The organism is Lysobacter sp. F60174L2 (genome assembly GCF_052547135.1).
The window spans coordinates 220,495-247,383 of record NZ_JBQWRA010000004.1 but is presented as its reverse complement, the minus strand read 5'-3'; the positions used below and the strand labels follow the sequence as shown (position 1 = coordinate 247,383).

Below are 26,889 nucleotides of genomic sequence, written 5' to 3'. Positions count from 1 at the left end.
CGATGGACGCGGCCCGTTCCGCAGGGCCGTCGACCTTGATACGCAAGTTTCGGGCCGCAGCGGACGAATGGCGCCGAAACCCCGAGGTTACTCCGTCGGGGCGTGACGACACAGGCAGGTCATTCGGTTAGGAACAGCGCCACCACGTCATTGGTGAAGCGTCGGCCGAGTTCGGTCGGTCGTACCGTGCCCGCGTCGATCCGCAGCCAGCCCCGTTCGGTTGCGCTGCGCAGTTGCGGCTCGATGGCCGCCGCGGCCAGCCCGGTGCGCTTCTCGAACGTGGCCAGCTCGAAGCCGTCGACCAGCCGCAGCGCGTTGAGCATGAACTCGAACGGTCGCCGCTCCGGAGTGATCCGCTCGTCCCCGCCGATCGCCGCGTCGCTGCCGGCCTCGGCGAGATAGCGGGTCGGGTGCTTGTGCTTCCAGCGGCGCAGGATGCTTTCGTCGTGGCCGAGGGTGATCTTGCCGTGGGCGCCGGCCCCGATGCCGAGGTAGTCGCCATACGTCCAGTAGTTGACGTTGTGCGCGCACTGGCGACCCGGGCGGGCGTAGGCGCTGACTTCGTACTGGCCGTAGCCGGCGTCGGCGAGCATGGCCTGGCAGTGTTCCTGCATGTCCCAGCCCGCATCGTCGTCGGGGATCCCCGACGGCGGGCGCGCGGCGAACACGGTGTTGGGCTCCAGGGTCAGCTGGTAATGGCTGATATGGGCAGGCTGCAACGCGAACGCGCGCTCCAGGTCATGCTCGGCCATCGCCAGGTCCTGGCCGGGCAGGGCGTACATCAGGTCGAGGTTGAAGTTGTCGAAGCCGGCGTCCTGCGCGAGCTTGACCGCGACCTCGGCCTCGCGGCTGTCGTGGATGCGGCCGAGCCGCTGCAGGCAGCCGTCGTCGAAACTCTGGATGCCGAAGCTCAGGCGGGTGATGCCGGCGTTGCGGTAGCCCTCGAAGCGGCCGTGTTCGGCGGTGCCGGGGTTGGTCTCCAGGGTGATCTCGCAGCCCGGGGCGAAGCGCAGCCGCGCGCTGGCGCCCTGCAGGAAGCGGTCGATGAATTCCGGTGGCATCAGGCTCGGCGTGCCGCCGCCGAAGAACACGGTCTGCACGGTGCGGCCCCAGACCAGCGGCAGGTCGTGGTCGAGGTCGGCGAGCAGCGCGTCGACATAGGCCGCGAACGGCAACTCGCCACGGCTCTTGCCCGACTTGAACTCGTGCGAGTTGAAGTCGCAGTACGGGCATTTGCGCACGCACCACGGGACGTGGACGTACAGCGACAGCGGCGGCGGGGTGAGGGTCATGGGGCTATTGTCCCACCGGGGAAGCGGGCGCGTTGGATGGTGGACGGCGTCGTGTGGCGCCCGGTGGAAAAGGTTGCGAGGCGCTTCGGCAGCTTCGTGTAGGAGCGACGTAAGTCGCGACCGCACGGCGATCACGGATATCGGCGCAATCGCGACTTACGTCGCTCCTACAACAGGCCGAGCTTTTCGCGCAGGATCGCCAGCGCGCGACCGCGGTGGCTGACGCGGTTCTTGGTGCCCGGGTCCAGCTCGGAGGCGCTCAGCCCGGTGTCCGGGTCGAGGAACAGCGGGTCGTAACCGAAGCCGCCCGTACCGCGCCGCGCGGCCAGGACCCGGCCATGCCACTCGCCCTGCGCGATCAGCGGACGCGGGTCGTCAGCGTGGCGCAACAGCACCAGGGTGCAATGGAAATGCGCGCCGCGTTGCGCCTCGGGCACGCCAGCCAGCGCCGCCAGCAGCTTGTCGATGTTGCGCGCCGCATCGCTCGGTTCACCGGCGTAGCGCGCCGAGTACAGCCCCGGCGCGCCGTCGAGCGCGTCGACGCACAGCCCGGAATCGTCGGCCAGTGCCGGCAGGCCGGTCACGCGTGCGGCGTGGCGTGCCTTCAGCAGCGCGTTCTCGACGAAGGTCAGTCCGGTTTCGGGAATGTCCTCGACCCCGAGTTCCCCTTGGGCGACGAATTCGATCCCGGCGTCACCGAGCAGGCGATTGAACTCGGCGAGCTTGCCGGCATTGCCGCTGGCGACAACGATGCGGTTCATGCGCGACACCTCCGGCTCGACCCCACGTGGTCAGAGCCCGAGCGCTTCGCGCTGCTTCGCAACCAGTCCGGCGATGCCGGTCTCGGCCAGCGCGGTCATCGCGGCCAGCTCGTCGCGGCGGAACGCGTGGCCCTCGGCGGTGCCCTGCAGCTCGATGAAGCCGCCACCGTCGTTCATCACCACGTTCATGTCGGTGTCGCAGTCGCTGTCCTCGGCGTAGTCGAGGTCGAGCACCGGCACGCCGCGGTAGATGCCCACCGACACCGCAGCGATCGCGCCGAAGATCGGCGAACGCCCGCAGCTCGGCAGCTTGATCGCACGCGAGTCGACCAGGCCCTGCACCGCATCGACCAGCGCCACGTAGGCGCCGGTGATCGCCGCGGTGCGGGTGCCACCGTCGGCCTGCAGCACGTCGCAGTCGAGGGTGATGGTGCGCTCGCCGAGCAGCTTGCGGTCGACGCACGCCCTCAGAGAACGGCCGATCAGGCGCTGGATTTCCAGCGTGCGGCCGCCCTGCTTGCCGCGCGCGGCCTCGCGGTCGTTGCGGGTGTTGGTGGCGCGCGGCAGCATGCCGTATTCGGCGGTGACCCAGCCTTCGCCCTTGCCGCGCAGGAAGCCGGGCACGCGGTTCTCGACACTGGCGGTGCACAGCACCCGGGTATCGCCGAAGCTGATCAGCACCGAACCCTCGGCGTGGCGGGTGAAGCCGCGCTCGATCCGCACCTCGCGCAACTGGTCGGGCGCGCGGCCGCTGGGGCGTGAGAACTCGGTCGTGCCGGCAACTGGCATGGGGCGGTTTACCATCGAAGTTAGGGGGTTTGCGGCGCGCGAGTTTACCATTCGCCCCTTGCCCGACCGGCATCGATCACTTCAGGAACCGCCATGATCCGCAGCATGACCGCCTTCGCCAGCGGCGAACGCGCCACCGAATGGGGCACGCTCGGCTGCGAGTTGCGCTCGGTCAACCACCGCTTCCTCGAAATCGGCCTGCGCCTGCACGACGACCTGCGCGCGCTGGAGCCGGTGCTGCGCGAGCGCATCGCCGCGCGGCTGGGCCGCGGCAAGATCGACCTGACCCTGCGCCTGCGTTCGCCCGAGGGTGCGAGCGGCCTGCATGCCGATCCGACCCGCCTGCGCGAACTCAGCGACCTGGCGATCGACCTGTCGGCGCGTTTCCCCGGCCTGCATACCGAATTCACCCAGCTGCTGCAGTTCCCCGGCGTGCTGCAGGCGCCGGCGACCGATGCCGCCGCGCTGCAGGCGCAGGCACTGGCGTTGCTGGACGAAGTGCTGGACGAGTTCATCAAGGCGCGCGAGCGCGAGGGCGCGAAGCTGGCGACGGTGATCAACGAGCGCATCGACGGCATTGCCGCCATCGCCGCCGGTGTCCGCGAGATCATGCCGGCGATCCGGACCGGCCAGCGCACCAAGCTGGAGGCGCGGCTGGCCGATCTCGCCCAGCCGGCGGACCCGGGCCGGCTGGAGCAGGAGCTGGTGATCTGGTTGCAGAAGCTCGATGTCGAGGAGGAGCTCGACCGGCTCGATTCGCACGTGGCCGAGGCGCGGCGGGTACTCAAGCTGCGCGAGGCGGTCGGCCGCCGGCTCGACTTCCTGCTGCAGGAGTTCAACCGCGAGGCCAACACCCTGGGCTCCAAGTCGGTCGACGCCCGCAGCTCGGCTTCGGCGGTCGAGCTCAAGGTGCTGATCGACCAGGTCCGCGAACAGATCCAGAACATCGAGTAGCCCATGCGCGGAACCCTCTACATCGTCGCCGCGCCGTCGGGTGCCGGGAAATCCAGCCTGGTCAACGCGGTGCTCGCGCGCGACCCCAACATCGCGCTGTCGATCTCGTTCACCTCGCGCGCGCCGCGGCCGGGCGAGCGCCATGCCGAGCATTACCACTTCGTCGACGCCACCGAGTTCGAGCGCATGGTCGAGGCCGGCGACTTCTTCGAGCACGCCCGCGTCCATGGCGACTGGAAGGGCACCGCCCGGCAGTCGGTCGAGCCGCAACTGGCATCGGGCAAGGACGTGTTGCTGGAGATCGACTGGCAGGGCGCACGCCAGGTCCGGGCCAAGGTGCCGGGCGCGGTCAGCGTGTTCATCCTGCCGCCGTCACGCGATGCGCTGGAGCAGCGCATGCGCACCCGCGGCCAGGACAGCGAAGCGGTCATCGCCCAGCGCTTGGCAGCCGCGCGCGAGGAGATGTCGCATTACGGCGAGTTCGATTACGTCATCGTCAACGAGCACTTCGCGGTGGCGGTCGAGGAGATGTGCGCGATCTTCACCGCCAGCCGGTTGCGCCGCGAGGCGCAGGTGGCGCGGCATGGTCGGTTGATCACGACCCTGCTGGCCAACGACTGACACGTCACCTTGCCGGGTTGTTTCCATGTACTTGCCGGGTTGCTTCCATGCAGGAGCGACGTCAGTCGCGATTTCCAGGACGTACGGTGCCGCGAGGAAATCGCGACTGACGTCGCTCCTACATGGGGTCGGTGCCGTAACTGACTGATTTATCAAGCGGCTGCTTGCCCCGGAGCAGCCGCAACCGCTACAATCCCGTCCCCTTTGTACCTGCATCGACGGCCCCGGCCGCCAGGAGCCCCATGGCCCGCATTACCGTAGAAGACTGCCTGCAAGTGGTCGACAACCGTTTCGAACTCGTCATGATGGCCGCCAAGCGCGCCCGCCAGCTCGCCAACGGCGTCGAGTCGCAGATCGACAACAGCGAATCCAACGACAAGCCGACCGTGCTGGCCCTGCGCGAGATCGCCGCGCGCGAGATCAACGCCGAGTACATCGACGCGATCGAGAAGTCCGAGCGCGAGCGCAAGGAGCGCGAGGCGCTGGAATGGGCTGCCGCCGAGGTGGTTGCCGACGACGACCTGTCGAAGGGCGACGACTGAGCCCGGTCTTCCGCAAAGGTTTGCCACGGACCCCGCCAAGTGCGGGGTTCGTGCTTTCTGCCACCGCATTGCGCCCCGATGCGACGGGCGCGTAGATTGCCTGCATGAGCCCCACCGAGCCCGCCTGCAGCCGCACCGAGCTGTCCATCGACGATGGCGCGGCGCTGCCCGATTACATGAACGCGCTCGAGCAGGCGGCCGCGTATCTCGGCGACGAACAGCGCGCCCTGTTGCGCCGTGCCTGGGCCGTCGGCGCGGCCGCCCACGTCGGCCAGACCCGCAAGTCCGGCGAACCCTACATCACCCACCCGGTGGCGGTCGCGCGGGTGCTGGCCGACCAGGGGCTGGATGTCGAAACCCTGATCGCGGCGATCCTGCACGACACCATCGAGGACACCCCGCTGACCCGGCAGTGCATCGCCACCGAGTTCGGCGAGACCGTCGCCGAACTGGTCGACGGCGTCACCAAGCTCGACAAGCTGCGCTTCCGCGATCGCCAGGAGGCCACCGCCGAGAGCTTCCGCAAGATGCTGCTGGCGATGTCGCGCGACCTGCGGGTGATCCTGATCAAGCTTGCCGACCGCCTGCACAACATGCGCACGCTCGGCGCCAAGGACGCCGCCTCGCGCCAGCGCATCGCCCGCGAGACGCTGGAGATCTACGCGCCGATTGCCCAAAGGCTGGGCATGAACCTGATCAAGGCCGAACTGCAGGACCTCGGCTTCCGCGCGCTGTATCCATGGCGGCACGCGGTGCTGGAAAAACGCATCCGCGCGCAACCGGTGGTGCGGCGCGAGGCGCTGGTGCAGATCGAGGCCAACCTGGCCCAGCGGCTGGCCAAGGAAAAGCTGCCGCACCACCTGGTCAGCCGGGTCAAGTCGCCGTGGAGCATCTATACGAAGATGCGCGCCGAGCACAAGAACTTCGCCCAGGTCATGGACGTGTTCGGGTTCCGGGTGGTGCTGCGCTCGGTGGCCGACTGCTACCACGCGCTCGGTGTCGTGCATGCAACCTACAAGCCGCTCGACGCGCGCTTCCGCGACTTCATCGCGATCCCGAAGGCGAACGGTTACCAGTCGCTGCACACGGTGCTGTTCGGTCCCTACGGCTCGCCGGTCGAGGTGCAGTTGCGGACCGAGGAGATGGACCTGATCGCCGAGAAGGGCATCGCCGCGCACTGGTCCTACAAGGACGGTGGCGAAGGCCCCAACAGTGCCCAGAGCCGTGCGCACAGCTGGATCACCGGGCTGGTCGAGTCGCAGCATGCGACCGGCTCGTCGCTGGAGTTCCTTGAAAACGTCAAGGTCGACCTGTTCCCGGACGAGGTCTATCTGTTCACCCCGAAGGGCGACATCCTGTCGCTGCCGCGCAGTGCCACCGCGCTCGACTTCGCCTATTCGGTGCACACCGACGTCGGCAACCAGGCGGTCGCGGCGCGCGTCGACGGCAAGCTGGTGCCGCTGCGGACCAAGCTCGCCAGCGGCCAGCGGGTCGAGATCGTCACCGCACGGTCGTCGATCCCGAAGCCGCAATGGCTTGAATTCGTGGTCTCCGGCAAGGCCCGCACCTCGATCCGTCAGCAGCTCAAGCAGATCGAGCACGAGGATGCCGTGCAGCTGGGCCATCGCATGCTCGACCGTGCGCTGGAGGTGCTCGACAGTTCGCTCGAACGGGTGCCGGTGCCGCGCATGGACGGCTACCTGCAGGAGAACCGCTACCCGCGGCTGGAGGCCCTGCTGGCCGATATCGCGCTGGGCAACCGCATGCCCAGCCAGGTCGCGGCGCAACTCGCCCGAGAGCCGGGCACGGAGGAGCGGCGCCTGGTCGAGCGCCCGCCGGTATCGCCGGACAAGATCCTGATCACCGGCGCCGAGCGCGGCGTCATCAGTTTCGCCAATTGCTGTCTGCCGGTTCCCGGCGACGAGATCATGGGCTACCACACCACCGGCAAGGGCCTGGTCGTGCACCGGATGGATTGTCCGAACGTCGCCGACTACCGCAAGTCGCCCGAGCGCTGGGTGGCGATCGGCTGGGACCGCAAGGTCAGCGGCGACTTCAGCGCGGCGTTGCGGATCGAGGTCGACAACCGGCCCGGCGCCCTGGCGCAGGTCGCCGCCGCGATCGCCGAGGCCGAGTCGAACATCGACCGTGTCGAGTACCTGGAGCGCGATACCCACATCGCGGTGTTGCGTTTCTCTATCGAGGTCGGCGGCCGGCGCCACCTCGCCAACGTGCTGCGCAAGGTGCGCAAGCTCGGCGTGGTGCTGGGCGTGCAGCGTTTGTAGGAGCGACGTAAGTCGCGATCGGAAGCCGGCGTCGCGTTACGCACCCGCACGGTCGCATCGCCGCCTATGCGAATGCATTTTTCGCGACCGGCTGGCACGCAGCGACGCCGCTTCTGGTTCCCGGTTGAAGCCGCTCCTACAATGCGGGCTCAACCCACCTCGCCGGAGCCCGCATGTCCCGTACCCCGATCCACACCGACCAGGCCCCGGCCGCCATCGGCCCGTATTCGCAAGCCGTACGCATGGGCGCCACGGTATTCCTGTCCGGGCAGATCCCGCTCGATCCCGCCACCGGCGAGATCGTCGCCGGCGACATCACCGCGCAGGCGCGCCGCGCGTTCGACAACCTGCAGGCGGTGTGCGAAGCCGCCGGCGGCTCCCTGGCGCAGGTCGCGCGGCTCGGCCTGTATGTCACCGACCTGGGCGACTTCGCCGCGGTCAACGCGGTGATGTCCGATTACTTCGACGCGCCGTACCCCGCGCGCTCGACCATCGAGGTGTCCGGACTGCCCAAGGGCGCCGCGTTCGAGGTCGACGCGATCATGGTCGTTGGCTAGACGCACCGCCCGTCCCGCGCCGGCACTGGCCGCGGTCGGCGAAACGCCGCTGACCGTCCTGCCAGGTTGTGGCCCGAAGGTCGCCGGGAAGCTCGCCACGCGCGGCCTGGCCTGCCTGCAGGACCTGTGGCTGCAGCTGCCGCGACAGTACGAGGACCGCACCCGGCTGACCCCGATCCGCGCGCTGCAACCCGGCGTCGCCGCGCAGGTCGAGGGCCGGGTGGAAGCCGTCGAGCGGGGTTTCCGCTACCGCCCGGTATTGCGGGTCGCGGTCAGCGACGACTCGCACGCGACCGTGGTGCTGCGCTTCTTCCATTTCCGCGCGGCGCAGGTGGCGCAGTTCCAGCCCGGTGCGCGGATCCGCTGCTACGGCACGCCGCGGCCGGGCCAGCACGGCCTGGAGATCGTCCATCCGAGTTATCGCCTGCTCGATGCGGACGATGACGGGCTCGGTGAACAGCTCGATCCGGTCTATCCGGCGGTCGAAGGTGTCGGCCCGGCGTCATTGCGTCGCCTGATCGGTCTCGCCCTCGACCGTCTGCCGGACGAGGCCGCGCTGGAGCTGTTGCCGCGACAGCTGCGTGAATCATTGCGGCTGCCGTCGTTGCGCGAGGCGTTGCTGACCGTGCACCGGCCGCAACGCGACGCCGACATCGCCGCCCTGTTGGCCGGCACCCATCCGGCCCAGCGCCGGCTGGTGCTGGAGGAGTTGCTGGCCCACCACCTGAGCCTGCGCCGCCAGCGCATCGCCCAGCAGGCCCATGCCGCGCCTGCGTTGCGCGACACGCGGCTCGCGAACCGGTTGCGCGACGCACTGCCATTCCGCCTGACCGGCGCCCAGCAACGCGTGTTCGAACAGATCCTGGTCGACCTCGCCCGGCCGTCGCCGATGCTGCGGCTGGTCCAGGGCGACGTCGGCAGCGGTAAGACCGTGGTCGCCGCGCTGGCGGCGATGCTCGCCGTCGCCGCCGGCCGCCAGGCGGCCTTGATGGCGCCGACCGAGCTGTTGGCCGAGCAGCACCTCGCCAACCTGCGCGGCTGGCTCGAACCGCTCGGCGTGCGGGTCGCCTGGCTGGCCGGCAAGGTCACCGGCCGCGCCCGGGCGAAGGTGCTCGAACAGGTCGCCTCCGGCGAGGCCCAGGTCGTGGTCGGCACCCACGCGCTGATGCAGACCGGCGTGGCCTTCCACGACCTCGCGCTGGCGATCGTCGACGAGCAACACCGTTTCGGCGTCCACCAGCGGCTCGCCCTGCGCGACAAGGGCGCGGGCGGCAGCGTCGGTGCGTCGGCGGTGGTGCCGCACCAGCTGGTGATGACCGCGACCCCGATCCCGCGCACGCTGGCGATGTCGGCCTACGCCGACCTCGATGTTTCCGCGATCGACGAACTGCCGCCGGGTCGGACCCCGGTGCAGACGGTGGCGCTCAGCGCCGAACGCCGGCCGGAACTGGTCGAGCGCATCCGCGCCGCCTGCGCCGAAGGCCGGCAGGCGTACTGGGTCTGCACCCTGATCGACGACCCGGAGGAATCCGACAAGCCCGGCGCGGCGATGAAGATCGAGGCGCAGGCCGCGCAGAGCACCTTCGAGGCGCTGTCGGATCAATTGCCACAGTTGCGGGTCGGGCTGGTCCACGGGCGCATGAAGGCGGCCGACAAGCAGGCGACGATGGCCGCGTTCAAGGCCGGCGAGATCGACCTGCTGGTCGCGACCACCGTCATCGAGGTCGGCGTCGACGTGCCCAACGCCTCGCTGATGATCATCGAGAACGCCGAGCGCCTCGGCCTGGCTCAGCTTCACCAGTTGCGCGGGCGGGTAGGGCGCGGCAGTGCGGCGTCGAGTTGCGTGCTGCTGTACCGCTCGCCGTTGTCGATGCTGGCGCGGCAGCGGCTGGAAACCATGCGCGACACCAACGACGGCTTCGTGATCGCCGAGAAGGACCTGGAACTGCGCGGCCCGGGCGAACTGCTCGGCACCCGCCAGACCGGCCTGGCCGGGTTCCGCCTGGCCGACCTCGCGCGCGATGCCGACCTGCTGCCACAGGTGCATGCGATGGGCGAGCGCCTGCTTGCGGAATCGCCGGACGTCGCCGAGGCGATCGTCGCGCGCTGGGTGGGGGCCGCGGCGCGTTACGCCAGCGCCTGAGTCGATCGCGCCCGGCCCAGCCGGCATAATCGGGCAATGACCGACAAGATTCCGTTGCTGATCGATACCGACCCCGGCGTGGACGACGCGCTGGCCCTGCTGATGGCCTTCAACGATCCGCGGCACGAGGTGGTCGGGCTGACCGTCGCTGCCGGCAATGTCGGCCTGCGGCACACGGTCGCCAATGCCCTGAAGCTGTGCGAAGTCGCCGCGGTCGAGCCGCCGGTGTTCGCCGGCTGCGCCGCACCGCTGCTGCATGCGGCCGAGGATGCCGGCTACGTGCACGGGCGCGATGGTTTTGGCGACACCGGGTATCCACAGTCAGATCGCCAGGCTGAAACGGAGCACGCGGCGCAGGCGATCCTGCGGCTGTCGCACGCGCATGCCGGCCGCCTGCTGCTGGTCGCGCTCGGCCCGCTGACCAACCTCGCGGTCGCGCTCAAGCTCGACCCGACTCTGCCGCAACGCGTGGCGCGGCTGGTGGTGATGGGCGGGGCGGTGACCGGTTGCGGCAATACCAGCGCGGTGGCCGAGTTCAACATCGGCTTCGACCCCGAGGCGGCCCATATCGTGTTCGACGCATTCGCCCGGGTCGAACTGGTCGACTGGGAAGCCGTACTCGAACATGGCCTGCCGCATGCCGACATCGAGCGCTGGCTGCAGTGCGGCAGCGCGCGCGCGACCTTCTACGGGACCATCTCGCACAAGACCCGGCAGTGGGCTTCCGAGCGCCGCGGCGAGCGCTGGCATTCGGCCGACGCGCTGGCGATGGCGCATGCCCTGCACCCCGATGGGGCGCTGGAAATCGCCGAACGCCCGCTGGCGATCGAGCTGTCCGGCCTGCACAGCCGCGGCGCCACCGTCGTGGACTGGCAGCGGCGCGGCGGCGGCGCCGACAACGCGGCGATCATGATGCGCTACGACCAGAAACGGTTCGAGGCCCTGGTCGAGGCCGCGCTGGCGGCCGGCTAGGCGGGGTTCGGGGGTGTTTCCGGCGCCGTTCCGTGGGCTTGCGCCGGCCGCAGACAGCCCGGTATACTGCCCAGCTCCCTTCCGCATAATTGGTGAGTGCCAATGAAAGCCGGCATCCATCCTGAATACCGCGAAGTCGTGTTCCAGGACGTGACCAGCGACTTCCAGTTCCTGACCCGCTCGACCCTTGGCAGCAAGGAGTCGGTGAAGTGGGAGGACGGCAACGAGTATCCGTTGATCAAGGTCGACATTTCGTCGGCTTCGCACCCGTTCTATACGGGCAAGCACAAGATCATGGATACCGGCGGTCGCGTGGACAAGTTCCGCAAGCGTTACGCGAAGTAATTCGCAGCGGCCCGACACGCCGTATCCAGGTTCTGAACGACGGCTGCCGAAAGGCGGCCGTCGTCGTTTCAGGCCCCTGCGCACCGGGGCGCGCTCGACGGCCAGCATGTGGCCCGGGTCCGACGTGCCCGGTTGCCGTCGTCCCGGCGGCCTTGCGCATTGTGCGATAATTGGGGATCGCGGCGAGCCGCGACCCTTGTCCCCCCATCCGTGTCGCACCGTGGTGCGGCACGTCGACATGAGGAGTGCTCCGTGTCTTCTGCAAAGCCCGTTTCTTCCGACTCCAGCCTTGGCCAGGTCACCCTTGCCGCCGGCGACACCAACGTCGAGCTGCCGGTCCAGCACCCGACCCTGGGCGCGCCGTGCATCGATATCGGCAAGCTGCCCAAGGCCACCGGTTGCTTCACCTACGACCCGGGCTTCACCGCCACCGCCAGCTGCAAGTCGGCGATCACCTACATCGACGGTGAGGCGGGCACGCTGCTGTATCGCGGCTACCCGATCGAGCAGCTGGCGGAGAAGTCCAGCTTCCTCGAGGTCGCTTCGCTGCTGATCAACGGCGAGCTGCCGAACGCGGCCGAGTTCGCCAAGTTCGAGCACGAAGTCACCCACCACACGATGATGCACGAGGCATTCAAACGCTTCATCGGCGGCTTCCGCCACGATGCCCATCCGATGGCGATGCTGGTCGGCATGCTCGGCTCGATGGCGAGCTTCTACCACAACGACCTCGACCTCGAGGACCCGGAGCAGCGCCGCCTCGCCGCGATCCGCCTGATCGCCAAGGTGCCGACGATCGCCGCCGCGTGCTATCGCCACTCGATCGGCTGGCCGCTGCGCTACCCGCGCAACAACCTCGACTACACCACGCGCTTCCTGCACATGCTGTACGAAGTGCCGAGCGAGCCGCTGGAACTCAACCCGATCGCGGCCAAGGCGATGGACCTGCTGTTCATCCTGCACGCCGACCACGAGCAGAACGCCTCGACCTCGACCGTCCGCCTGGTCGGCTCGACCGGCGCCAACCCGTACGTCTGCGTCGCCTCCGGCGTCGCCGCGTTGTGGGGGCCGGCGCACGGCGGCGCCAACGAGGCCGTGCTGAAGATGCTCAACGAGATCGGCCGCCCGGAGAACGTGCAGTCGGCCGTCGACAAGGCCAAGGACAAGGACTCCGGCTTCCGCCTGATGGGCTTCGGCCACCGCGTCTACAAGAACTACGACCCGCGCGCCGCGCTGGTGCGCAAGATGACCCACGAGGTGCTCGGCGAGCTCGGCGTCAACGATCCGCTGCTGGACGTGGCCCTGAAGCTGGAAGAGGCCGCGCTGAAGGACGACTACTTCGTGCAGCGCAAGCTGTACCCGAACGTCGACTTCTACAGCGGCATCATCTACAAGGCGCTTGGCATCCCGGTCGAGATGTTCACGGTAATGTTCGCGATCGCCCGCACCGCCGGCTGGGTCGCGCACTGGCTGGAACAGCAGAACGATCCGGAGAACAAGATCGGCCGTCCGCGCCAGATCTACACCGGCGCGGCGAACCGCGATTACGTGCCGATGGACCAGCGCTGAGGACTTCGACAGTCCAGACGAAAAACGCCCCGGTCGGGGCGTTTTTTTTTGGGTTGCTCCCGGCGCAATCGCACGGGCCGGCCGCCTAGTTCCGGTGGCCCCTGGTTTCCTCGTCCGCCAGCAGTTGTCGCAACTGCGCGGCACTCGCACGCACCATCGGCTTCTCGTCGATCGTGGACAACGGTGCCTGGCGCAGTTGGGCGCGGGGCAACACGGTGAGATCGAAAGCCAGTTCCTCGGCACTGAACAGCCACACCGGGAAGTCGCCACTGCGCTCCCGGTCCAGTCGCAACCGCCGCGCGCTGGATTCGGCCGGCATTCCTTGCTGCTCCAGGAAGCGCGCGACCGCATCGGCATCGTCGCTGTACAGGTGCAGCGCCACCGGGCTGTGCGCATCCGCGGTGCCCTCCAGCACCGGGCCGACCAGCCGCGGGTCGAATGGCTGGAAGAACTCGAGCGCGCGCAAGGCGGCCTCGCGACGCCGACGCAGTTCGCTGTCCGCACCGGGCTGGAACAGGCGCTGGTGTTCGCGCAGCGCCTCCTCGATCTCGCGGTTGCGCGGCAACGAAGCGTCGTCGGTAATCCCCAGCCGCTGTGCCGCCTTGAGCTTGGCCTGCCGGTAATCGCGCAGGCCGCCTTCGGCCATCAGTCGCGCGGCTTCGTGGGCGACCCGGTGGCGACGTTCGCGGACCCGGGTTTCGGCATGCTGTGCGTGTGCCTGACGCCGGGAGCCGGCTCCTGCCGACCCCGGACCTGGCCTGGTGGACGATCTGTGGCGCGGCATGGCGACCTCCACGAGCGGAAGACAACCCTGGCGCACCGGGGCCTGCCGCGGCGCAGGCCGGTACGCGCTAGAAGATATCGAATGTCTCTTCGGCCTTCGCGGCTTCGGCCGCGCTGACGTCATCGAACGCGGCGTAGCTCTGCATCCGCTCCAGGTCCTCGGTCTTGACCCATTCGACGATGCCGCCACTGCCGGCCGGCAGCAGACTGCCGTTGGCCGCGACGGACACCTCGACCATGCCCTCGGGCGGTTCGTTGGTCGCGATCGGGCGACCCTCCAGCGCCACGCGCATGTAGTCGATCCAGATCGGCAGCGCCGCCTTGCCGCCGTACTCGCCGCGGCCGAGTCCCTCGAAGTTGTCGCGGCCGACCCACACGGTCGTCACCAGGTTGCCGCCGAAGCCGGAGAACCAGGCGTCGCGGTAGTCGTTGGTCGAGCCGGTCTTGCCGGCCACGTCCTCGCGCCCCAGTACCTTGGCCTTGTAGCCGGTGCCTCGCTGGACCACGTCGCGGGTCATCGAGACGATCTGGTAGGCGACGCGGGAATCGATCGCGCGCGGCGCGACCTTCATGTCGGCGGGCGGCTCGATCGTTTCGGCCGGTTTGCTGGCCCTGTTTGCGGCTGGTTCGGGCGTCGTAGTGGCCGGGCCGAGGTTGAAGCCCTCGACCACGCTGCTGCGGGCCTGGCTGGCGACCGCGCGACGCTGGCCGCCACCGCAATGCGGGCAGGCCGTCAGCGGGTCCTCCTCGAACACCACCGCGCCATCGCGGTCCTTGACCTCCTGGATGAACCACGGGGTGACCCGGAAGCCGCCGTTGGCGAATGCCGCGTAGCCGCGGGCGATCGATAGCGGCGTCAGCGATGCGGTGCCCAGCGACATCGAAAGGTTCGGCGGCAGGCTGGCTTCCTCGAAGCCGAAGTGGCTGATGTACTTGCGCGCATAGTCGACCCCGATGGCGTCGAGCAGGCGCACCGACACCAGGTTCTTCGAGCGCACCAGCGCCTCGCGCAACCGCATCGGACCGGAGAATTTCCCGCCGTCGTTCTGCGGACGCCAGACATGGCCGCGGCGATCCTGGAACACCACCGGCGCGTCGAGGACGATCGAGGCGGGGTTGAAGCCACGCTCGAGCGCGGCCGCGTACAGGAACGGCTTGAAACTCGAGCCCGGCTGGCGGCGCGCCTGGGTCGCCCGGTTGAACTTGCTGCCCGCAAAGCTGAAGCCGCCCGACAGCGCGCGCAGAGCGCCGGTGTCGGCCTCCAGTGACACCAGCGCCGACTGGGCCCGCGGAATCTGGGTCAGCTTGTATTCCGGGGTCGCGCCGGCCTGCTCCTTGCCGTCCGGCCCGGTGGTCGCATGCCGCACGCGGACCAGGTCGCCGCGCTTGAGCAGGCTTCCCGGGCTGCGCCCACCGAAGCCGTCGTCGCTGCCAAGGGTGATCTCGCGGCCACTGCGCAACACCAGGGTGGCGTTGCCGCCTTCGGTACCGAGCACGATCGCCGGCAGCATGTCGGTCTGGGTCGCGATCGTGCGCAGCCGGGTGCGCACGACCTCGGCGCCGTCGCCATCGGCGAGGTCGAAATTCTGTTCCACGCCGTGCCAGCCGTGGCGGCGGTCGTACAGCACCAGTCCGTCCCGGATCGCCTGGTTGGCCGCGCGCTGCATGTCCGGGTCGATCGTGGTGGTGACGTGGTAGCCCTTGGTCAGCGCCTCGGCGCCGAAGCGGGCGATCATCTCCTGCCGCACCATCTCGGCCACGTAGGGCGCATACAGCTGGATCGGCGGCTCGTGCGGGGTCGCGTGCATCGGCACCGCCTGGGCGCGGGACATCTCGACCTTGCTGATGTAACCCAGCGCCGCCATCCGCTGCAGGATGTAGTCGCGACGCAGGCGCGCGCGCTCGGGGTTGCTCAGCGGGTTGCCGCTGGAGGGATGCTTGGGCACGCCGGCCAGGGTCGCCATCTCGTCCAGGTCGAGCTGGTCCAGGTTCTTGCCGTAGTAGAACTCGGCCGCCGCGGCGACGCCGTAGGAGCGATTGCCGAAGAAACCCTTGTTGAGGTACAGCTCGAAGATCTCCTCCTTGCTGAGCTCGCGCTCCATCCGCCACGCCAGCATCATCTCGGCGATCTTGCGGGTGTAGCTGTACTCGGAGCTGAGGAAGAACTGGCGAGCGACCTGCTGGGTGATGGTCGAACCGCCGGGGACGCGCTGGTCGTCGGTGGTCGCCAGCAGCCAGACCGCGCGGGCGACACCGATGTAGTCCACCCCGTGGTGCTCGTAGAAGCGGTTGTCCTCGATTGCGATGAAGGCCTGCTTGAGCCGCTCCGGCACCGCCTCGATCTGCACCGGATAACGGCGGGTCTCGCCGAACACCGCCATCAGGCGGCCGTCGCGCGCATAGACGTACATCGGCTCCTGCAGGTCCACGTCGTGCAGCGTCTCGACTTCCGGCAGCGTCGGCGAGACCAGGTAATACACGGTGCCGAGCGCGACTACACCAAGTACCGCAAGGCCGGCCGTGGCCAGCAAAGCCCACCGCAGCAGGCGACGAAAACGGGGCATCAAGGAAAATTCCGAATTGCGGGAGCCGATGGGGTGGAGTATAGAGGAGCCGGGGAACGGCACCTCGCCTGCAATCGGGCATCCGACCGACAGCGCCCGACCGTATTTGTCAGAAACGGGCACTGGTGGGCAAATAGCGGATGCCATGGTTGCGGGCTTGTGAAAAGTCCGTTATCTAGTGACAGAGCCACGGGATATGCGCGCGGACGCGGTGACCGGGCGCAGGGGCAAGGGGAGATAACAGTGGGTGTCATTACCAAAAGCCAGCCGGCGCTCGTCGGCGTGGATATCAGTTCGACTGCGGTCAAGCTTCTGCAGCTGTCGCGATCGGGCAACCGCTATCGGGTGGAGCACTACGCGGTCGAGCCGCTGCCGCCGAACGCGGTGGTCGAGAAGAACATCGTCGAGCCCGAGGCCGTGGGCGAGGCGATCAAGCGCGCGGTCGCCCGCTCGGGCACCCGGGCCAAGCATGCCGCCGCCGCGGTCGCCGGTTCGGCGGTGATCACCAAGGTGATCCCGATGGCGGCCGACCTGGAGGGCGACGAGCTCGAGGCCCAGGTCGAGCTGGAAGCGGTCAACTACGTGCCGTATCCGATCGAGGAAGTGAACCTCGACTTCGAAGTGCTCGGGCCCGTGCCCGGCAGCAACGAGTCGGTGCAGATCCTGCTGGCCGCGTCGCGCGCCGAGAACGTCGAGGTCCGCGCCTCGGCGCTGGAGATGGGCGGACTGGCGCCGAAGGTGATGGACGTCGAGGCGTTCGCGATCGAGAACGCCTTCGCGCTGCTGGCCGACCAGCTCAGCGCGCCGAAGGACGGGCTGGTCGCGCTGATCGATTCCGGCGCGACCATGACCACCCTCAACGTGCTGCGCAACGGTCGCAGCCTCTACAGCCGCGAGCAGGTGTTCGGTGGCAAGCAGCTGACCGACGAGGTCATGCGCCGCTACAGCCTCAGCTATGAGGAAGCGGGCCTGGCCAAGCGCCAGGGCGGGCTGCCGGATACGTATGAGAGCGAGGTGCTGGAGCCGTTCAAGGAGGCGATGGTCCAGCAGGTCAGCCGCCTGCTGCAGTTCTTCTATGCCGGTAGCGAGTTCAACCGGGTCGACCAGATCGTGATCGCCGGCGGTTGCGCCGCGATCCCGGGGATCGCACAGATGGTCGAGGAGCAGCTGGGCGTGCCGACCATGGTCGCCAACCCGCTGGCCCACATGACCCTGGGGCCGCGCGTGCAGGCGCATGCGCTGGCCCAGGACGCCCCCGCGCTGATGATCGCCTGCGGCCTGGCCCTGAGGAGCTTCGACTGATGGCACGGATCAACCTTCTTCCGTGGCGCGCCGAGCGTCGCAAGCAGCGCCAGAAGGACGCGATGGTCATGCTCGCACTGTCGGCGCTGGCCGCCGTGGTGCTGTCGTTCCTGATCATCGGCTTCTACAACGGCCAGATCGACGGCCAGAACGAGCGCAACGACTTCCTCAAGGCCCGCATCACCGAGGTCGACAAGCAGATCGCCGAGATCGAGGAGCTCGACAAGAAGAAGTCGAAGCTGCTCGCGCGCAAGGAAGTCATCGAGAAGCTGCAGGCCAACCGGTCGCAGATGGTCCACCTGTTCGACTCGCTGGTGCGCACCATCCCCGACGGCGTGGTGCTGACCTCGATCAAGCAGGACAGCGAGACGCTGACCCTGGAAGGCCGCTCGCAGTCCAACGCGCGCGTCAGTACCTACATGCGCAACCTCGAGGGTTCGGGCTGGATGACCAGCCCGGAGCTGTCGATCATCGAGGCGCGCGGCACCGACAAGGGCCTGCCGTACGAGTTCAAGCTGATGGTCAAGCTGGCCAATCCGAACGCGCCGAAGGACGAGGATGGCGATGGCATTCCCGACCCGGTGCCGGCGGTGACCGCCGACGCCGAGGCGACTCCCGCCGATGGCGCGGCCCCGGCGAGCGACGCGCCGGTCGAAGACGCCGCCGCGCCCGCTGATGCGGCGACGTCCGAGGCCGCCCCGGCCGGGGACGGTGATGCTGCGCCGGCCGCGACCCCGGTCGAAGGCGAGGCCAGTGAAGGGGCCGCTGCCGACACCACCGCTGCAGGAGCCGCGTCGTGAGCCAGAAGATCAACCTCAAAGAGCTCGACTTCAACAACATCGGCGGCTGGCCGCAGCAGGCGAAAGTCGGCCTGTGCGTGATCATCGGCGTGCTGATCGTCGGCCTGTCATGGTGGGTGTTCGTGCGTGACCAGCGCGAGCAGCTCGCCGGCCTGGAGCGCACCGAAACCGACTTGCGCGGCGAGTTCGAAACCAAGCAGGGCCGAGCCTCCAACCTGGAGCCGCTCAAGCAGCAGCTCGCGCAGATGGAACAGCAGCTGCAACAGATGCTGCGGCAGTTGCCGAGCAAGACCGAGATGCCCGACCTCATCGTCGACATCTCGCAGACCGCGCTCGCCACCGGCATCAGCAACGAGCTGTTCCAGCCCGGTCCGGAACAGCCCAAGGAGTTCTACGCTGAAAAGCCCATTGCGCTGCGCATGGTGGGGACCTACCACCAGTTCGGCGGTTTCGTCAGCGGCGTGGCGTCGCTGCCGCGGGTGGTCATCATGACCATGCACGACATCTCGTTGAAGCCGCGGGGCGATGCGAAGGGCGGTATCACCACCAACTCGCCGCTGGAGCTGGCAGGCACGGTGAAAACCTACCGTTACCTCGACGAAGAGGAAATGGCCGAGAACACCCAGGCCGAAGCCGACAAGGGGGGAGCCTGAGATGCGTGACCTGACCGTTCGCACCGGGATGACGCCCCGTGCGCTTTCCGCAGACACTGCCGTACGCGTGCCGCGCCTGCTGGCCGCGGCGCTGGCGGTGTTGGCGCTGGCCGGCTGCTCGCGTGGCGTGACCAGCACCCCGGGCGACGCGCCGAACCTCGAGACCTGGGTGGCCGAGGTCAAGGCCCGCCCGGCACCGCCGCTGGATCCGTTGCCGGTGATGCAGCAGTTCGAGACCTTCGAATACGCGGCGCAGGGACTTCGCGATCCCTTCAGCAATGCTTTCACCGACCGCAGCAACGGCAGCGGTCCGCGTCCGGATTCCGACCGCCGCAAGCAGACGCTCGAGCAGTTCCCGCTCGACAGCCTGGACATGGTCGGCACGCTTGGCGATGGAGGCTCGATGGTGGCGCTGGTGATGGCGCCCGACAAGGTGACGTACCGGGTTCGTCCCGGTGCGTACATGGGGCAGAGCGACGGCCGGGTGACCGACGTGCTCGAAGACCGCATCGAGTTGGTGGAACTGGTTCCAGACGGCGCCGGGGGCTGGCTCGAACGTCCAGCTACCGTTGCCTTAGAAGATCAATAGATTGGGGGATTGCACGATGACCGTTTTCAAAGCCACACGATCGCGGCCTGCCCGGCGCCCCCTTTCGCGGGCAGTCGCGCGCAGCACCGGCTTCGGCCTGGTACTCGGCACGCTGGCGGCGTTCAGCGCCGTGCACGCGGCCACGCCCACCGCCGGCGCCACGTTCACGCCGGCGCTGCTGGCGCAGGTTGCCCCGGCCACCAGCCTGGACCCCGCCAAGCAGTTGCCGGGCGCGATCTCGGTGTCGAACATCGACTTCAAGCGCGGTGACGGCGGCGCTGGCCGGCTGATCCTGCGTTTCAGCGGCGAAGGCGCCGCACCCGACCTGCGCAACGAGAGCGGCCAGGTGGTCGTCAGCGTCGGCAACGCCTCGCTGCCGGCTTCGCTGCAGAAGCCGCTCAACGTCTCCGATTTCGCCACCCCGGTGGAGCAGATCAGCGCGCGCAGCACCGGCGGCGGCACCACCCTGGTGCTGGATACCGAGGGCGCCTACGAATCGATGGCGTACCAGACCGGCAACGAGTACATCGTCGAGATCGTGCCGCGCGCGGCGGCTGCCGTCGCCACCACCCGAAACAATGACAGCGACGTCGCGATGGGCGCCACCAGCGCCACCACCAGCGACTCCAAGAAGTACAGCGGCCGCCCGGTGACCTTCAACTTCCAGGACGTGCCCGTGCGCACCGTGCTGCAGCTGGTCGCCGAGGAGTCCAACCTCAACCTGGTCGCCGCCGACAGCGTCACCGGCAACGTCACCCTGCGGCTGGTCAACGTGCCGTGGGACCAGGCGCTGGACATCGTGCTGCGTGCCAAGGGCCTGGACAAGCGGCGCAGCGGCAACGTGATCTGGGTGGCCCCGCAGGCCGAGCTGGCCAAGTACGAGCAGGACAAGGCCGACGCGCGGATCGCGATGTCAAACCGGGTCGAGCTGGTCACCGAGTACATCCAGATCAACTACCACAACGCCGAGCAGATCTTCAAAATGCTGACCGAGGCCAAGGGCATCGGTGGCTCGGGTGGTGGCGGTGGCCAGGGCGGCAGCATCGACACCGGTTTCCTGTCCTCGCGTGGCCGGCTGGTCGCCGATGGACGTACCAACACCCTGATGATCAGCGACACGCCGGAGAAGGTCGAGGCGATGAAGGAGCTGATCGGCGAGATCGACCGTCCGGTCGACCAGGTCGTGATCGAAGCGCGCGTGGTGGTCGCCACCGAGAGCTTCATGCGTGAGCTGGGTGCGGAGTTCGGCGTCTCGGGGTTGAAGGACAACCTGGCCTTCAGCGGGGACTTCGAAACCAACGTCAAGAACTGGAATTCGCGTAACGATGCCGAGGAGAACGGCACCCGTCAGGTCATCACCTCGGGCCTGATGAGCAGCCTGCCGGTCACGAATCCTGCCGGTGCGGTTGCCTTGTCCTTGCTCAATGCCGGTTATGCACTTGATCTGCGCCTTTCGGCGATGCAGCAGGAAGGCCGCGGCGAAGTGATTTCCAACCCGCGCATCGTCACCAGCAACCAGCGCGAAGCGGTGATCAAGCAGGGCCGTGAAGTCGGTTACGTGACCATCCAGCCGGCCACCGCGGGCGGCGTTGCCACCCCGAGCGTGCAGTTCAAGGAAGTCGTGCTGGAGATGAAGGTCACCCCGACCATCACCAACGACGGCCGCGTGTTCCTCAACCTCAACGTCAAGAAGGACGAGATCGAGGGCTTCGTGGATACTTCGATCGGCGACGTGCCGCAGATCAGCACCCGCTCGGTCAACACCGCGGTGCTGGTGGAGGACGGCCAGACCGTGGTGGTCGGTGGCGTCTACGAGTTCGCCGACCGCGACGACGTCAGCAAGGTGCCGTTCCTGGGCGACATCCCGTTCCTTGGCAATCTGTTCAAGAAGAAGGGGAAGACGAAAGAAAAGGCCGAACTGCTGATCTTCGTGACCCCGAAGGTGCTCGAGGTCGCGCAGCGCAACCACCGCTGAGCATTTCCTGCATCGACAGACGCGACGGGGCCTTCGGGCCCCGTTTGCGTTGGGGCATACCGGGCGTTCGTCGCAGAACCTGAATCCGTCCCGCCGTCGGCTGAACCTCGTCACGCCACATCGGTCAAACTCGGTCCAGCCCCGCACCCGAGATACCCATGGAAGACACCGCGATCGACAGCCGCCCCGAGCGCGCGCCCGAAGCCCGCAGCGCCGAGTCGACCCGCCTGCACCAGGCATTCATGCAATTGCGCGACGCCCTGTCGGCGGAGATCGTCGGCCAGTCGGCGTTGATCGAGCGCCTGCTGATCGCGCTGCTCGCCGATGGCCACCTCCTCGTCGAGGGAGCACCCGGGCTGGCCAAGACCAGCGCGATCCGTGCGCTCGCGGAGCGACTGGAAGCCGACTTCGCCCGCGTCCAGTTCACCCCGGACCTGCTGCCGTCCGATCTCACCGGCACCGAGGTCTGGCGTCCGCAGGACGGCCGCTTCGAGTTCCAGCCGGGACCGATCTTCCATCCGATCCTGCTTGCCGACGAAATCAACCGCGCGCCGGCCAAGGTGCAGTCGGCGTTGCTCGAGGCGATGGGCGAGCGCCAGGTCACCGTCGGCCGCGCGACCTATCCGTTGCCTCCGTTGTTCCTGGTGATGGCCACGCAGAACCCGATCGAGCAGGAGGGCACGTTCCCGTTGCCGGAGGCGCAACTGGACCGCTTTCTCATGCATGTCCGCATCGGATACCCCGAAGCCGCGGCGGAAACCGAGATCCTGCGGCTGGCCCGCGAGCGTGCACGCGAGGTGCTGCAACCGGCGCGGCCATCCGAGCAACGCATGCCGCAGGCCGACGTGTTCGCCGCGCGTGCCGCGGTACTGCAGTTGCACGTCGCGCCGGCGGTCGAGCGCTACCTGGTCGAACTGGTGCTGGCCTCACGCGATGCCCGACGCTACGACGCCGAACTTGGCCAGCGCATCGCCTGGGGCGCGAGCCCGCGCGGTTCGATCGCGCTGGAACGCTGTGCACGCGCGCATGCCTGGCTGGCGGGGCGCGACTACGTGACCCCCGACGACATACGCGCGATCGCCCCGGACGTGCTGCGCCACCGCATCCTGCCCAGCTACGAGGCGACCGCCGAAGGTTGGGATGGCGACCGCCTGGTCGGCGAGCTGCTGGCGAAGGTGCCGCTGCCGTGAACCGCGGCGGCGCCAGTGGAGTGGGGCGATCGGCGTGACCGACGGCATCACCCCGACGCTCGCCGAACTGGTCGCCTTGCGCGCGCTGGCCGGCGGTCGACGCAATGCCCGGCTCGGACGCCACGGCATCAGCGGCCAGTCGCTGTCGCCATTGCGCGGTCGCGGCATGGAGTACGCCGAGTCGCGCGAGTACATCGCCGGGGATGACGCCCGCCATATCGACTGGCGGGTCACCGCGCGTACCGGTCGCGCGCACAGCAAGGTCTACCAGGCCGAGCGCGAGCGCCTGAGCCTGATCGTCGCCGATACCTCGCCGTCGCTGTACTTCGGTACCCGGGTGCGCTTCAAGTCGGTGCAGGCGGCGCGCGCCGGTGCAATCGCCGCCTGGGCCGCCGCGCGAGACGGGGACCGCATCGCAGCCCTGCGCGGCAGTGATCGGGAACCACCGGTGACGCCCGCCGGCGGTCCTCGCGGCGCGCTGCGCGTGCTCGACGCGCTGACACGCTGGTACTCCCGACCGCCAGCGGACGACGCCGGCCTCGCGGTTGCGCTCGACCATGCGCAGCGCCTGCTGCGTCCCGGTTCGCGGCTGGTCGTGCTGGCCGACCCGCACAGCATCGCCGGCCTGCCCGCGCGCCGCTGGCCGGTGCTCGCGCAGCACCACGAGGTAATCGTGCTGCTGCTGACCGATCCGCTGGAGCTGGCGCCGCCCGCGGCCACGCTTCCGTTCCGCAGCGGTGGCTCGCGCGTCGAACTCGATCTCGGCGACGCCCATCGGCGCCAACGCTGGACAGCCGAGTTCACCCGTCCCCTGGAAGCTGCGTTGGAATCGCTGCCCGCCCGCGGCATCCGCGTACAGACGCTGTCGACCGATGCCGCCAGCGACGCCTGGCTGCCGCTGCTGGGCCGGGCCCGGCCGATGGTGGCGTGATGGCCGACCCGAGCCTGGTCCTGCGCGACATCCACCAGCCGCCGGCGCCGCCGTGGTGGCCGCCGGCGCCGGGCTGGTGGCTGCTGGCCGCGCTGCTGTTGCTGGCGATCGCGGCATGGGCCTGGTGGCGCGCGCGCAAGCGCAAGCGTCGGCGCGCCATTGCCGCCGTGTTCGACACCGCCGTCGCCGCCGGCATGACCCCGCCGGCGCAGGTCGCCGCGATGTCCGAACTGTTGCGGCGTGCCGCGCGCCGGGTCGACCCGGCGGCCGATCGCCTGCACGGCGATGCATGGCTGCAATTCGTCGACCTCGGTGAAGCACCCGGCCGGTTGCTGCTTGAAGGCGGCTATCGGCCCGAAGTCGATCCACTGCAGGTCGAAGAACTGCGAGCCGTCGCTCGCGCACGCTTCCTGCAATGGACGCTGCGGGAAGGAAAGGGCGAACGATGAGCGTCGAAGCGCTCGCCGGCTTGTCCAACGACCTGCTCGGTACGGTCATGCCCGGATTCGCGGGCTTCGCGTGGCCATGGATGCTGCTGGCGCTGCCGTTGCCGCTGCTGGCGCGCTGGCTGCTGCCGCCGCGACGCAGCGCATCGGCGGCGCTGAACGTGCCGTTCGGTCACCGGCTGGAATCGATCGCGGAGGGTGGAGCCAGCCTGCGGGGTGGTCGCATCCAATGGCTGTACTGGCTGGCATGGGGGCTGCTGTGCCTCGCCGCGGCGCGCCCGCAGGTGCTTGGCGAGGCGATCCAGCCGCCGCAGGCCGGCCGCGAGCTGATGCTCGTGCTCGACCTGTCCGGCAGCATGAGCGAGCCGGACATGCAGCTTGGCGGCCGGCCGGTCGATCGCCTGACCGCGGCCAAGGCCGTGCTTGCGGACTTCCTCGACCGTCGTGCCGGCGACCGCGTCGGCCTGCTGGTATTCGGGCGCCGCGCCTACGCACTGACGCCGCTCACGCTCGACCGCGAAAGCGTGCGCCAGCAACTGGCCGGCAGCGTGGCCGGACTGGCCGGGCAGGAGACCGCCATCGGCGATGCGCTGGGGCTGGCGGTCAAGCGCCTGCGCGGGGCATTGCAGAACTCCGGGGCGGACGCGGAACACGTGGTGATCCTGCTGACCGATGGCGTCAATACCGCGGGCATGCTCGACCCGATGAAGGCTGCCGAACTGGCCGCGGCATCCAATGTGCGCGTCTACACCATCGCGTTCGGTGGCGACGGCTCGCTGTCGCTGTTCGGCTTCCAGATGCCGATGCCCGGCGCCGGCGACGAGATCGACGAGGACACCCTGCGCGCGATCGCCGACGCCACCGGCGGCCGGTTCTTCCGCGCCCGCGACACCGCGCAACTGGCCGGGATCTATGCCGAGATCAACCGGCTGGAGCCGGTCGAGCGGGCGGGGCAAGCGGTGCGGCCGAGGGTCGAACGCTACGCGGCGCCGTTGACGGTGGCGTTCGCATTCGGCCTGCTGGGTTTCGCGTGGCCGCGCCGGAGGCTGGCATGAGCATCGATCCCATGGCGCTGCACTTCCTTCGCGCGGAGTGGTTGTGGGCATTGCCCGCGCTGCCACTGCTGGCGTGGTGGTGGTTGCGTCGCCGGCGGGCCGCGAGCGTCTGGCGCGAGGCGGTCGATCCGCACCTGCTGCCCAGGTTGCTTGATCGAAGCGGGGGCAGCCGCAGCCAGTTCGCGTTGGTGCTCGGCATGCTCGGGTACGTGCTGCTGGTACTGGCACTCGCCGGACCAAGTTGGCGGCAGACCGAGCAGCCGTTGTGGCAGACGCGCACGCCACTGGTGGTCGCGCTCGACCTGTCCAGCGCCAGTCTCGCCAGCGACCTGCCACCCTCGCGGCTCGCGCGGGCGCGGGCCAAGCTCGAAACCCTGCTGGCCGAGCGCGATGGCGGCCAGGTCGGCCTTGTCGTCTACGCCGACGACGCGTTCACGGTGGCGCCGCTGACCGACGACGCGGCCAACGTCGCGCTGTTCCTCGATGCGCTGCATCCCGGCGTGATGCCGGTCGACGGCCAGCGCACCGACCGTGCGATCGCGTGGTCGGCAAGGCTGTTGCGGCAGGCGGGCTTCGACCGCGGCCGGATCCTGCTGTTGACCGACCGCGCCGATGCGGATGCGCGCGACGCCGCCGCATCGGCCTACGCGAGCGGATACCGCGTGTCCGTACTCGGGTTGGGCAGCGAGCAGGGCGCGCCCTATCGACGGGCCGGAGGCGCGCTTGCCACGGCGGCGCTGGACCCGGGCTCGCTGCGGCAACTCGCACGGGCGGGCGGCGGCGACTATGCCGGTCTCGGCGACGACGTCGGCGACCTGCAATCGCTTGGCGTGCTCGACCCGGGGTCGGCCGATCCGGGATCGACTGGCACCGATACCGCGCAGGGAGAGCGCGGCCGCAGCTGGCACGACGACGGCTACTGGCTGCTGCTGCCGCTGATGGTGCTGGCCCTGCTGGCATTCCGCCGTGGCGCGCCGGTCGCGCTGGTGGTGCTGGTGTTGTGGCTGCCGGGCCGTGGCGCACAGGCCGCCGAGCTGTGGCAACGCCCCGACCAGGCCGCGCACGAGCAGATGCAACAGGCGGCGCAGGCCTACCGCGAAGGTGATTTCAAGCGCGCCGCCCAGTTGTACGGTGGACTCGACAGTGCAGATGCCCATTACAACCAGGGCAATGCTCTGGCCAGGGCCGGCGACTATCCGGCGGCGGTCGAGGCCTACCGGCAAGCGCTGCAACAATCGCCGGACATGCAGGATGCGATCGCCAACAAGCGCGCGGTCGAGGCGGCGATGAAGCGCAAGCCGCCGAAGGGCGGGCAGCAGGACGAGAACAAGCCATCGGACAGCAAGGATGATGCGTCCAAGGGTGACGCGGGCGATCCGCAGCAGGAAGGCGAGGGCAAGTCGCCGTCGCGGCAGCAGGGCCAGGACAAGCCATCCGAGTCGCCACCATCGAAACCCGACGACGCCGGTGACGGTGCTTCGCAGGACACGCCGCCGGAACAACCGCGGCCTGCAGACGAAGCGGCCCAGCAATCCGCCGACGAGGCCCAGCGCCAGCGCATGCAGGAGGCATTGCAGGCCGCGCAGGAAGACGGCAACGCCGACGACCCTGCACAGGCCGCCCCGACCGAATCGCCGGAACAGCGCGAACGCCGCCTCGCCAACGAAGCATGGCTGCGACGGATCCCGGATGACCCGGGCGGCCTGCTGCGCGAAAAATTCAGGCTCGAGCACCAGCGTCGCCGGATGCAGGGCGGATGGGAGGAATGACA

At 68.9% G+C, this 26,889-nt stretch carries 24 protein-coding genes; 19 read left to right on the top strand and 5 right to left on the bottom strand.

The genetic code is table 11. The features are described 5' to 3' along the window. Positions 1-119 precede the first annotated feature (119 nt). The 3 genes from hemW to rph all read right to left on the bottom strand — a co-directional run bounded on the left by hemW (position 120) and on the right by rph (position 2,842). Positions 120-1,292 carry a radical SAM family heme chaperone HemW gene (gene hemW / locus ACT9AS_RS13055; protein WP_445100582.1) on the bottom strand — a complete coding sequence of 391 codons (1,173 nt, stop codon included), beginning with the start codon at positions 1,290-1,292 and terminating at the stop codon, positions 120-122. Positions 1,293-1,459: 167 nt separating this feature from the next. Next, on the bottom strand, positions 1,460-2,053 hold the full coding sequence (gene rdgB, locus ACT9AS_RS13050) for an RdgB/HAM1 family non-canonical purine NTP pyrophosphatase (protein WP_445100581.1): 594 nt from the start codon (positions 2,051-2,053) through the stop codon (positions 1,460-1,462). A 30-nt stretch (positions 2,054-2,083) separates the two neighbouring features. Further along, positions 2,084-2,842 (bottom strand): ribonuclease PH, encoded by a 759-nt coding sequence (rph, locus tag ACT9AS_RS13045; protein WP_445100580.1) that lies wholly within the window; start codon positions 2,840-2,842, stop codon positions 2,084-2,086. A 93-nt stretch (positions 2,843-2,935) separates the two neighbouring features. On the opposite strand from rph, the gene ACT9AS_RS13040 reads away from it, so the two are divergent. The 9 genes from ACT9AS_RS13040 to ACT9AS_RS13000 all read left to right on the top strand — a co-directional run bounded on the left by ACT9AS_RS13040 (position 2,936) and on the right by ACT9AS_RS13000 (position 12,830). Continuing rightward, positions 2,936-3,796, top strand: a complete 861-nt coding sequence (locus ACT9AS_RS13040) for a YicC/YloC family endoribonuclease (RefSeq protein ID WP_445100579.1) — start codon at positions 2,936-2,938, stop codon at positions 3,794-3,796. A 3-nt stretch (positions 3,797-3,799) separates the two neighbouring features. After that, positions 3,800-4,417 (top strand): guanylate kinase, encoded by a 618-nt coding sequence (gene gmk, locus ACT9AS_RS13035; RefSeq protein WP_445100578.1) that lies wholly within the window; start codon positions 3,800-3,802, stop codon positions 4,415-4,417. 242 nt (positions 4,418-4,659) lie between these two features. Then, positions 4,660-4,959, top strand: coding sequence for a DNA-directed RNA polymerase subunit omega (gene rpoZ / locus ACT9AS_RS13030; protein WP_445100577.1), 300 nt, complete (start codon positions 4,660-4,662; stop codon positions 4,957-4,959). Positions 4,960-5,063: 104 nt separating this feature from the next. Next, positions 5,064-7,244 carry a RelA/SpoT family protein gene (locus ACT9AS_RS13025; protein ID WP_445100576.1) on the top strand — a complete coding sequence of 727 codons (2,181 nt, stop codon included), beginning with the start codon at positions 5,064-5,066 and terminating at the stop codon, positions 7,242-7,244. A gap of 173 nt (positions 7,245-7,417) precedes the next feature. Then, positions 7,418-7,801 (top strand): Rid family detoxifying hydrolase, encoded by a 384-nt coding sequence (locus ACT9AS_RS13020; RefSeq protein ID WP_445100575.1) that lies wholly within the window; start codon positions 7,418-7,420, stop codon positions 7,799-7,801. Next, a complete protein-coding gene (recG, locus tag ACT9AS_RS13015) occupies positions 7,794-9,944 on the top strand; it encodes an ATP-dependent DNA helicase RecG (protein WP_445100574.1) in 2,151 nt (716 codons plus the stop codon). Before ACT9AS_RS13020 ends, recG begins: the two co-directional genes overlap by 8 nt. Positions 9,945-9,980: 36 nt before the next feature. Then, positions 9,981-10,916 carry a nucleoside hydrolase gene (locus ACT9AS_RS13010; RefSeq protein WP_445100573.1) on the top strand — a complete coding sequence of 312 codons (936 nt, stop codon included), beginning with the start codon at positions 9,981-9,983 and terminating at the stop codon, positions 10,914-10,916. A 102-nt stretch (positions 10,917-11,018) separates the two neighbouring features. Next, the gene (locus ACT9AS_RS13005; protein ID WP_215219584.1) at positions 11,019-11,261 is read left to right on the top strand and encodes a type B 50S ribosomal protein L31; all 243 of its coding nucleotides are present in this window, start codon (positions 11,019-11,021) and stop codon (positions 11,259-11,261) included. A gap of 252 nt (positions 11,262-11,513) precedes the next feature. Next, entirely contained in the window at positions 11,514-12,830 is a 1,317-nt protein-coding gene (locus ACT9AS_RS13000; RefSeq protein WP_445100572.1) for a citrate synthase, read from the top strand. 85 nt (positions 12,831-12,915) lie between these two features. Here ACT9AS_RS13000 and ACT9AS_RS12995 read toward each other — a convergent pair whose 3' ends face one another. Both ACT9AS_RS12995 and ACT9AS_RS12990 read right to left on the bottom strand, forming a co-directional pair. Beyond that, on the bottom strand, positions 12,916-13,614 hold the full coding sequence (locus ACT9AS_RS12995; RefSeq protein WP_445100571.1) for a hypothetical protein: 699 nt from the start codon (positions 13,612-13,614) through the stop codon (positions 12,916-12,918). 67 nt (positions 13,615-13,681) lie between these two features. Further along, positions 13,682-16,177 carry a PBP1A family penicillin-binding protein gene (locus ACT9AS_RS12990; protein ID WP_445100570.1) on the bottom strand — a complete coding sequence of 832 codons (2,496 nt, stop codon included), beginning with the start codon at positions 16,175-16,177 and terminating at the stop codon, positions 13,682-13,684. Between the two features lie 243 nt (positions 16,178-16,420). Between ACT9AS_RS12990 and ACT9AS_RS12985 the strand changes: the two genes are divergently transcribed. The 10 genes from ACT9AS_RS12985 (at position 16,421) to ACT9AS_RS12940 (ending at position 26,887) form a co-directional block, all read left to right on the top strand. Next, complete coding sequence (locus ACT9AS_RS12985) at positions 16,421-17,479, top strand: type IV pilus assembly protein PilM (protein WP_445100569.1); 1,059 nt, start codon at positions 16,421-16,423, stop codon at positions 17,477-17,479. After that, positions 17,479-18,279 (top strand): PilN domain-containing protein, encoded by an 801-nt coding sequence (locus tag ACT9AS_RS12980; protein ID WP_445100568.1) that lies wholly within the window; start codon positions 17,479-17,481, stop codon positions 18,277-18,279. Before ACT9AS_RS12985 ends, ACT9AS_RS12980 begins: the two co-directional genes overlap by 1 nt. Continuing rightward, complete coding sequence (locus ACT9AS_RS12975; RefSeq protein ID WP_445100567.1) at positions 18,276-18,932, top strand: type 4a pilus biogenesis protein PilO; 657 nt, start codon at positions 18,276-18,278, stop codon at positions 18,930-18,932. Before ACT9AS_RS12980 ends, ACT9AS_RS12975 begins: the two co-directional genes overlap by 4 nt. A 28-nt stretch (positions 18,933-18,960) precedes the next feature. After that, on the top strand, positions 18,961-19,521 hold the full coding sequence (locus ACT9AS_RS12970) for a pilus assembly protein PilP (RefSeq protein ID WP_445100606.1): 561 nt from the start codon (positions 18,961-18,963) through the stop codon (positions 19,519-19,521). Positions 19,522-19,537: 16 nt separating this feature from the next. Next, positions 19,538-21,496 carry a type IV pilus secretin PilQ gene (locus tag ACT9AS_RS12965; protein ID WP_445100566.1) on the top strand — a complete coding sequence of 653 codons (1,959 nt, stop codon included), beginning with the start codon at positions 19,538-19,540 and terminating at the stop codon, positions 21,494-21,496. 158 nt (positions 21,497-21,654) lie between these two features. After that, the gene (locus tag ACT9AS_RS12960; RefSeq protein ID WP_445100565.1) at positions 21,655-22,686 is read left to right on the top strand and encodes an AAA family ATPase; all 1,032 of its coding nucleotides are present in this window, start codon (positions 21,655-21,657) and stop codon (positions 22,684-22,686) included. Positions 22,687-22,720: 34 nt separating this feature from the next. After that, positions 22,721-23,617, top strand: coding sequence for a DUF58 domain-containing protein (locus ACT9AS_RS12955; RefSeq protein WP_445100564.1), 897 nt, complete (start codon positions 22,721-22,723; stop codon positions 23,615-23,617). After that, complete coding sequence (locus tag ACT9AS_RS12950) at positions 23,617-24,066, top strand: DUF4381 family protein (protein ID WP_445100563.1); 450 nt, start codon at positions 23,617-23,619, stop codon at positions 24,064-24,066. The genes ACT9AS_RS12955 and ACT9AS_RS12950 overlap by 1 nt, the downstream gene beginning before the upstream one ends. A 47-nt stretch (positions 24,067-24,113) precedes the next feature. Continuing rightward, entirely contained in the window at positions 24,114-25,118 is a 1,005-nt protein-coding gene (locus tag ACT9AS_RS12945) for a VWA domain-containing protein (RefSeq protein ID WP_445100605.1), read from the top strand. After that, on the top strand, positions 25,115-26,887 hold the full coding sequence (locus ACT9AS_RS12940; protein WP_445100562.1) for a VWA domain-containing protein: 1,773 nt from the start codon (positions 25,115-25,117) through the stop codon (positions 26,885-26,887). The genes ACT9AS_RS12945 and ACT9AS_RS12940 overlap by 4 nt, the downstream gene beginning before the upstream one ends. Positions 26,888-26,889 lie beyond the last annotated feature (2 nt).

Coding starts and splice junctions, on each gene's coding strand:
- hemW (WP_445100582.1), bottom strand. CDS start 1,292: ATGACCCTCACCCCGCCGCCGCTGTCGCTGTACGTCCACGTCCCGTGG.
- rdgB (WP_445100581.1), bottom strand. CDS start 2,053: ATGAACCGCATCGTTGTCGCCAGCGGCAATGCCGGCAAGCTCGCCGAG.
- rph (WP_445100580.1), bottom strand. CDS start 2,842: ATGCCAGTTGCCGGCACGACCGAGTTCTCACGCCCCAGCGGCCGCGCG.
- ACT9AS_RS13040 (WP_445100579.1), top strand. CDS start 2,936: ATGATCCGCAGCATGACCGCCTTCGCCAGCGGCGAACGCGCCACCGAA.
- gmk (WP_445100578.1), top strand. CDS start 3,800: ATGCGCGGAACCCTCTACATCGTCGCCGCGCCGTCGGGTGCCGGGAAA.
- rpoZ (WP_445100577.1), top strand. CDS start 4,660: ATGGCCCGCATTACCGTAGAAGACTGCCTGCAAGTGGTCGACAACCGT.
- ACT9AS_RS13025 (WP_445100576.1), top strand. CDS start 5,064: ATGAGCCCCACCGAGCCCGCCTGCAGCCGCACCGAGCTGTCCATCGAC.
- ACT9AS_RS13020 (WP_445100575.1), top strand. CDS start 7,418: ATGTCCCGTACCCCGATCCACACCGACCAGGCCCCGGCCGCCATCGGC.
- ACT9AS_RS13010 (WP_445100573.1), top strand. CDS start 9,981: ATGACCGACAAGATTCCGTTGCTGATCGATACCGACCCCGGCGTGGAC.
- ACT9AS_RS13005 (WP_215219584.1), top strand. CDS start 11,019: ATGAAAGCCGGCATCCATCCTGAATACCGCGAAGTCGTGTTCCAGGAC.
- ACT9AS_RS12995 (WP_445100571.1), bottom strand. CDS start 13,614: ATGCCGCGCCACAGATCGTCCACCAGGCCAGGTCCGGGGTCGGCAGGA.
- ACT9AS_RS12990 (WP_445100570.1), bottom strand. CDS start 16,177: ATGCCCCGTTTTCGTCGCCTGCTGCGGTGGGCTTTGCTGGCCACGGCC.
- ACT9AS_RS12980 (WP_445100568.1), top strand. CDS start 17,479: ATGGCACGGATCAACCTTCTTCCGTGGCGCGCCGAGCGTCGCAAGCAG.
- ACT9AS_RS12970 (WP_445100606.1), top strand. CDS start 18,961: ATGACGCCCCGTGCGCTTTCCGCAGACACTGCCGTACGCGTGCCGCGC.
- ACT9AS_RS12965 (WP_445100566.1), top strand. CDS start 19,538: ATGACCGTTTTCAAAGCCACACGATCGCGGCCTGCCCGGCGCCCCCTT.
- ACT9AS_RS12960 (WP_445100565.1), top strand. CDS start 21,655: ATGGAAGACACCGCGATCGACAGCCGCCCCGAGCGCGCGCCCGAAGCC.
- ACT9AS_RS12950 (WP_445100563.1), top strand. CDS start 23,617: ATGGCCGACCCGAGCCTGGTCCTGCGCGACATCCACCAGCCGCCGGCG.
- ACT9AS_RS12945 (WP_445100605.1), top strand. CDS start 24,114: ATGCCCGGATTCGCGGGCTTCGCGTGGCCATGGATGCTGCTGGCGCTG.
- ACT9AS_RS12940 (WP_445100562.1), top strand. CDS start 25,115: ATGAGCATCGATCCCATGGCGCTGCACTTCCTTCGCGCGGAGTGGTTG.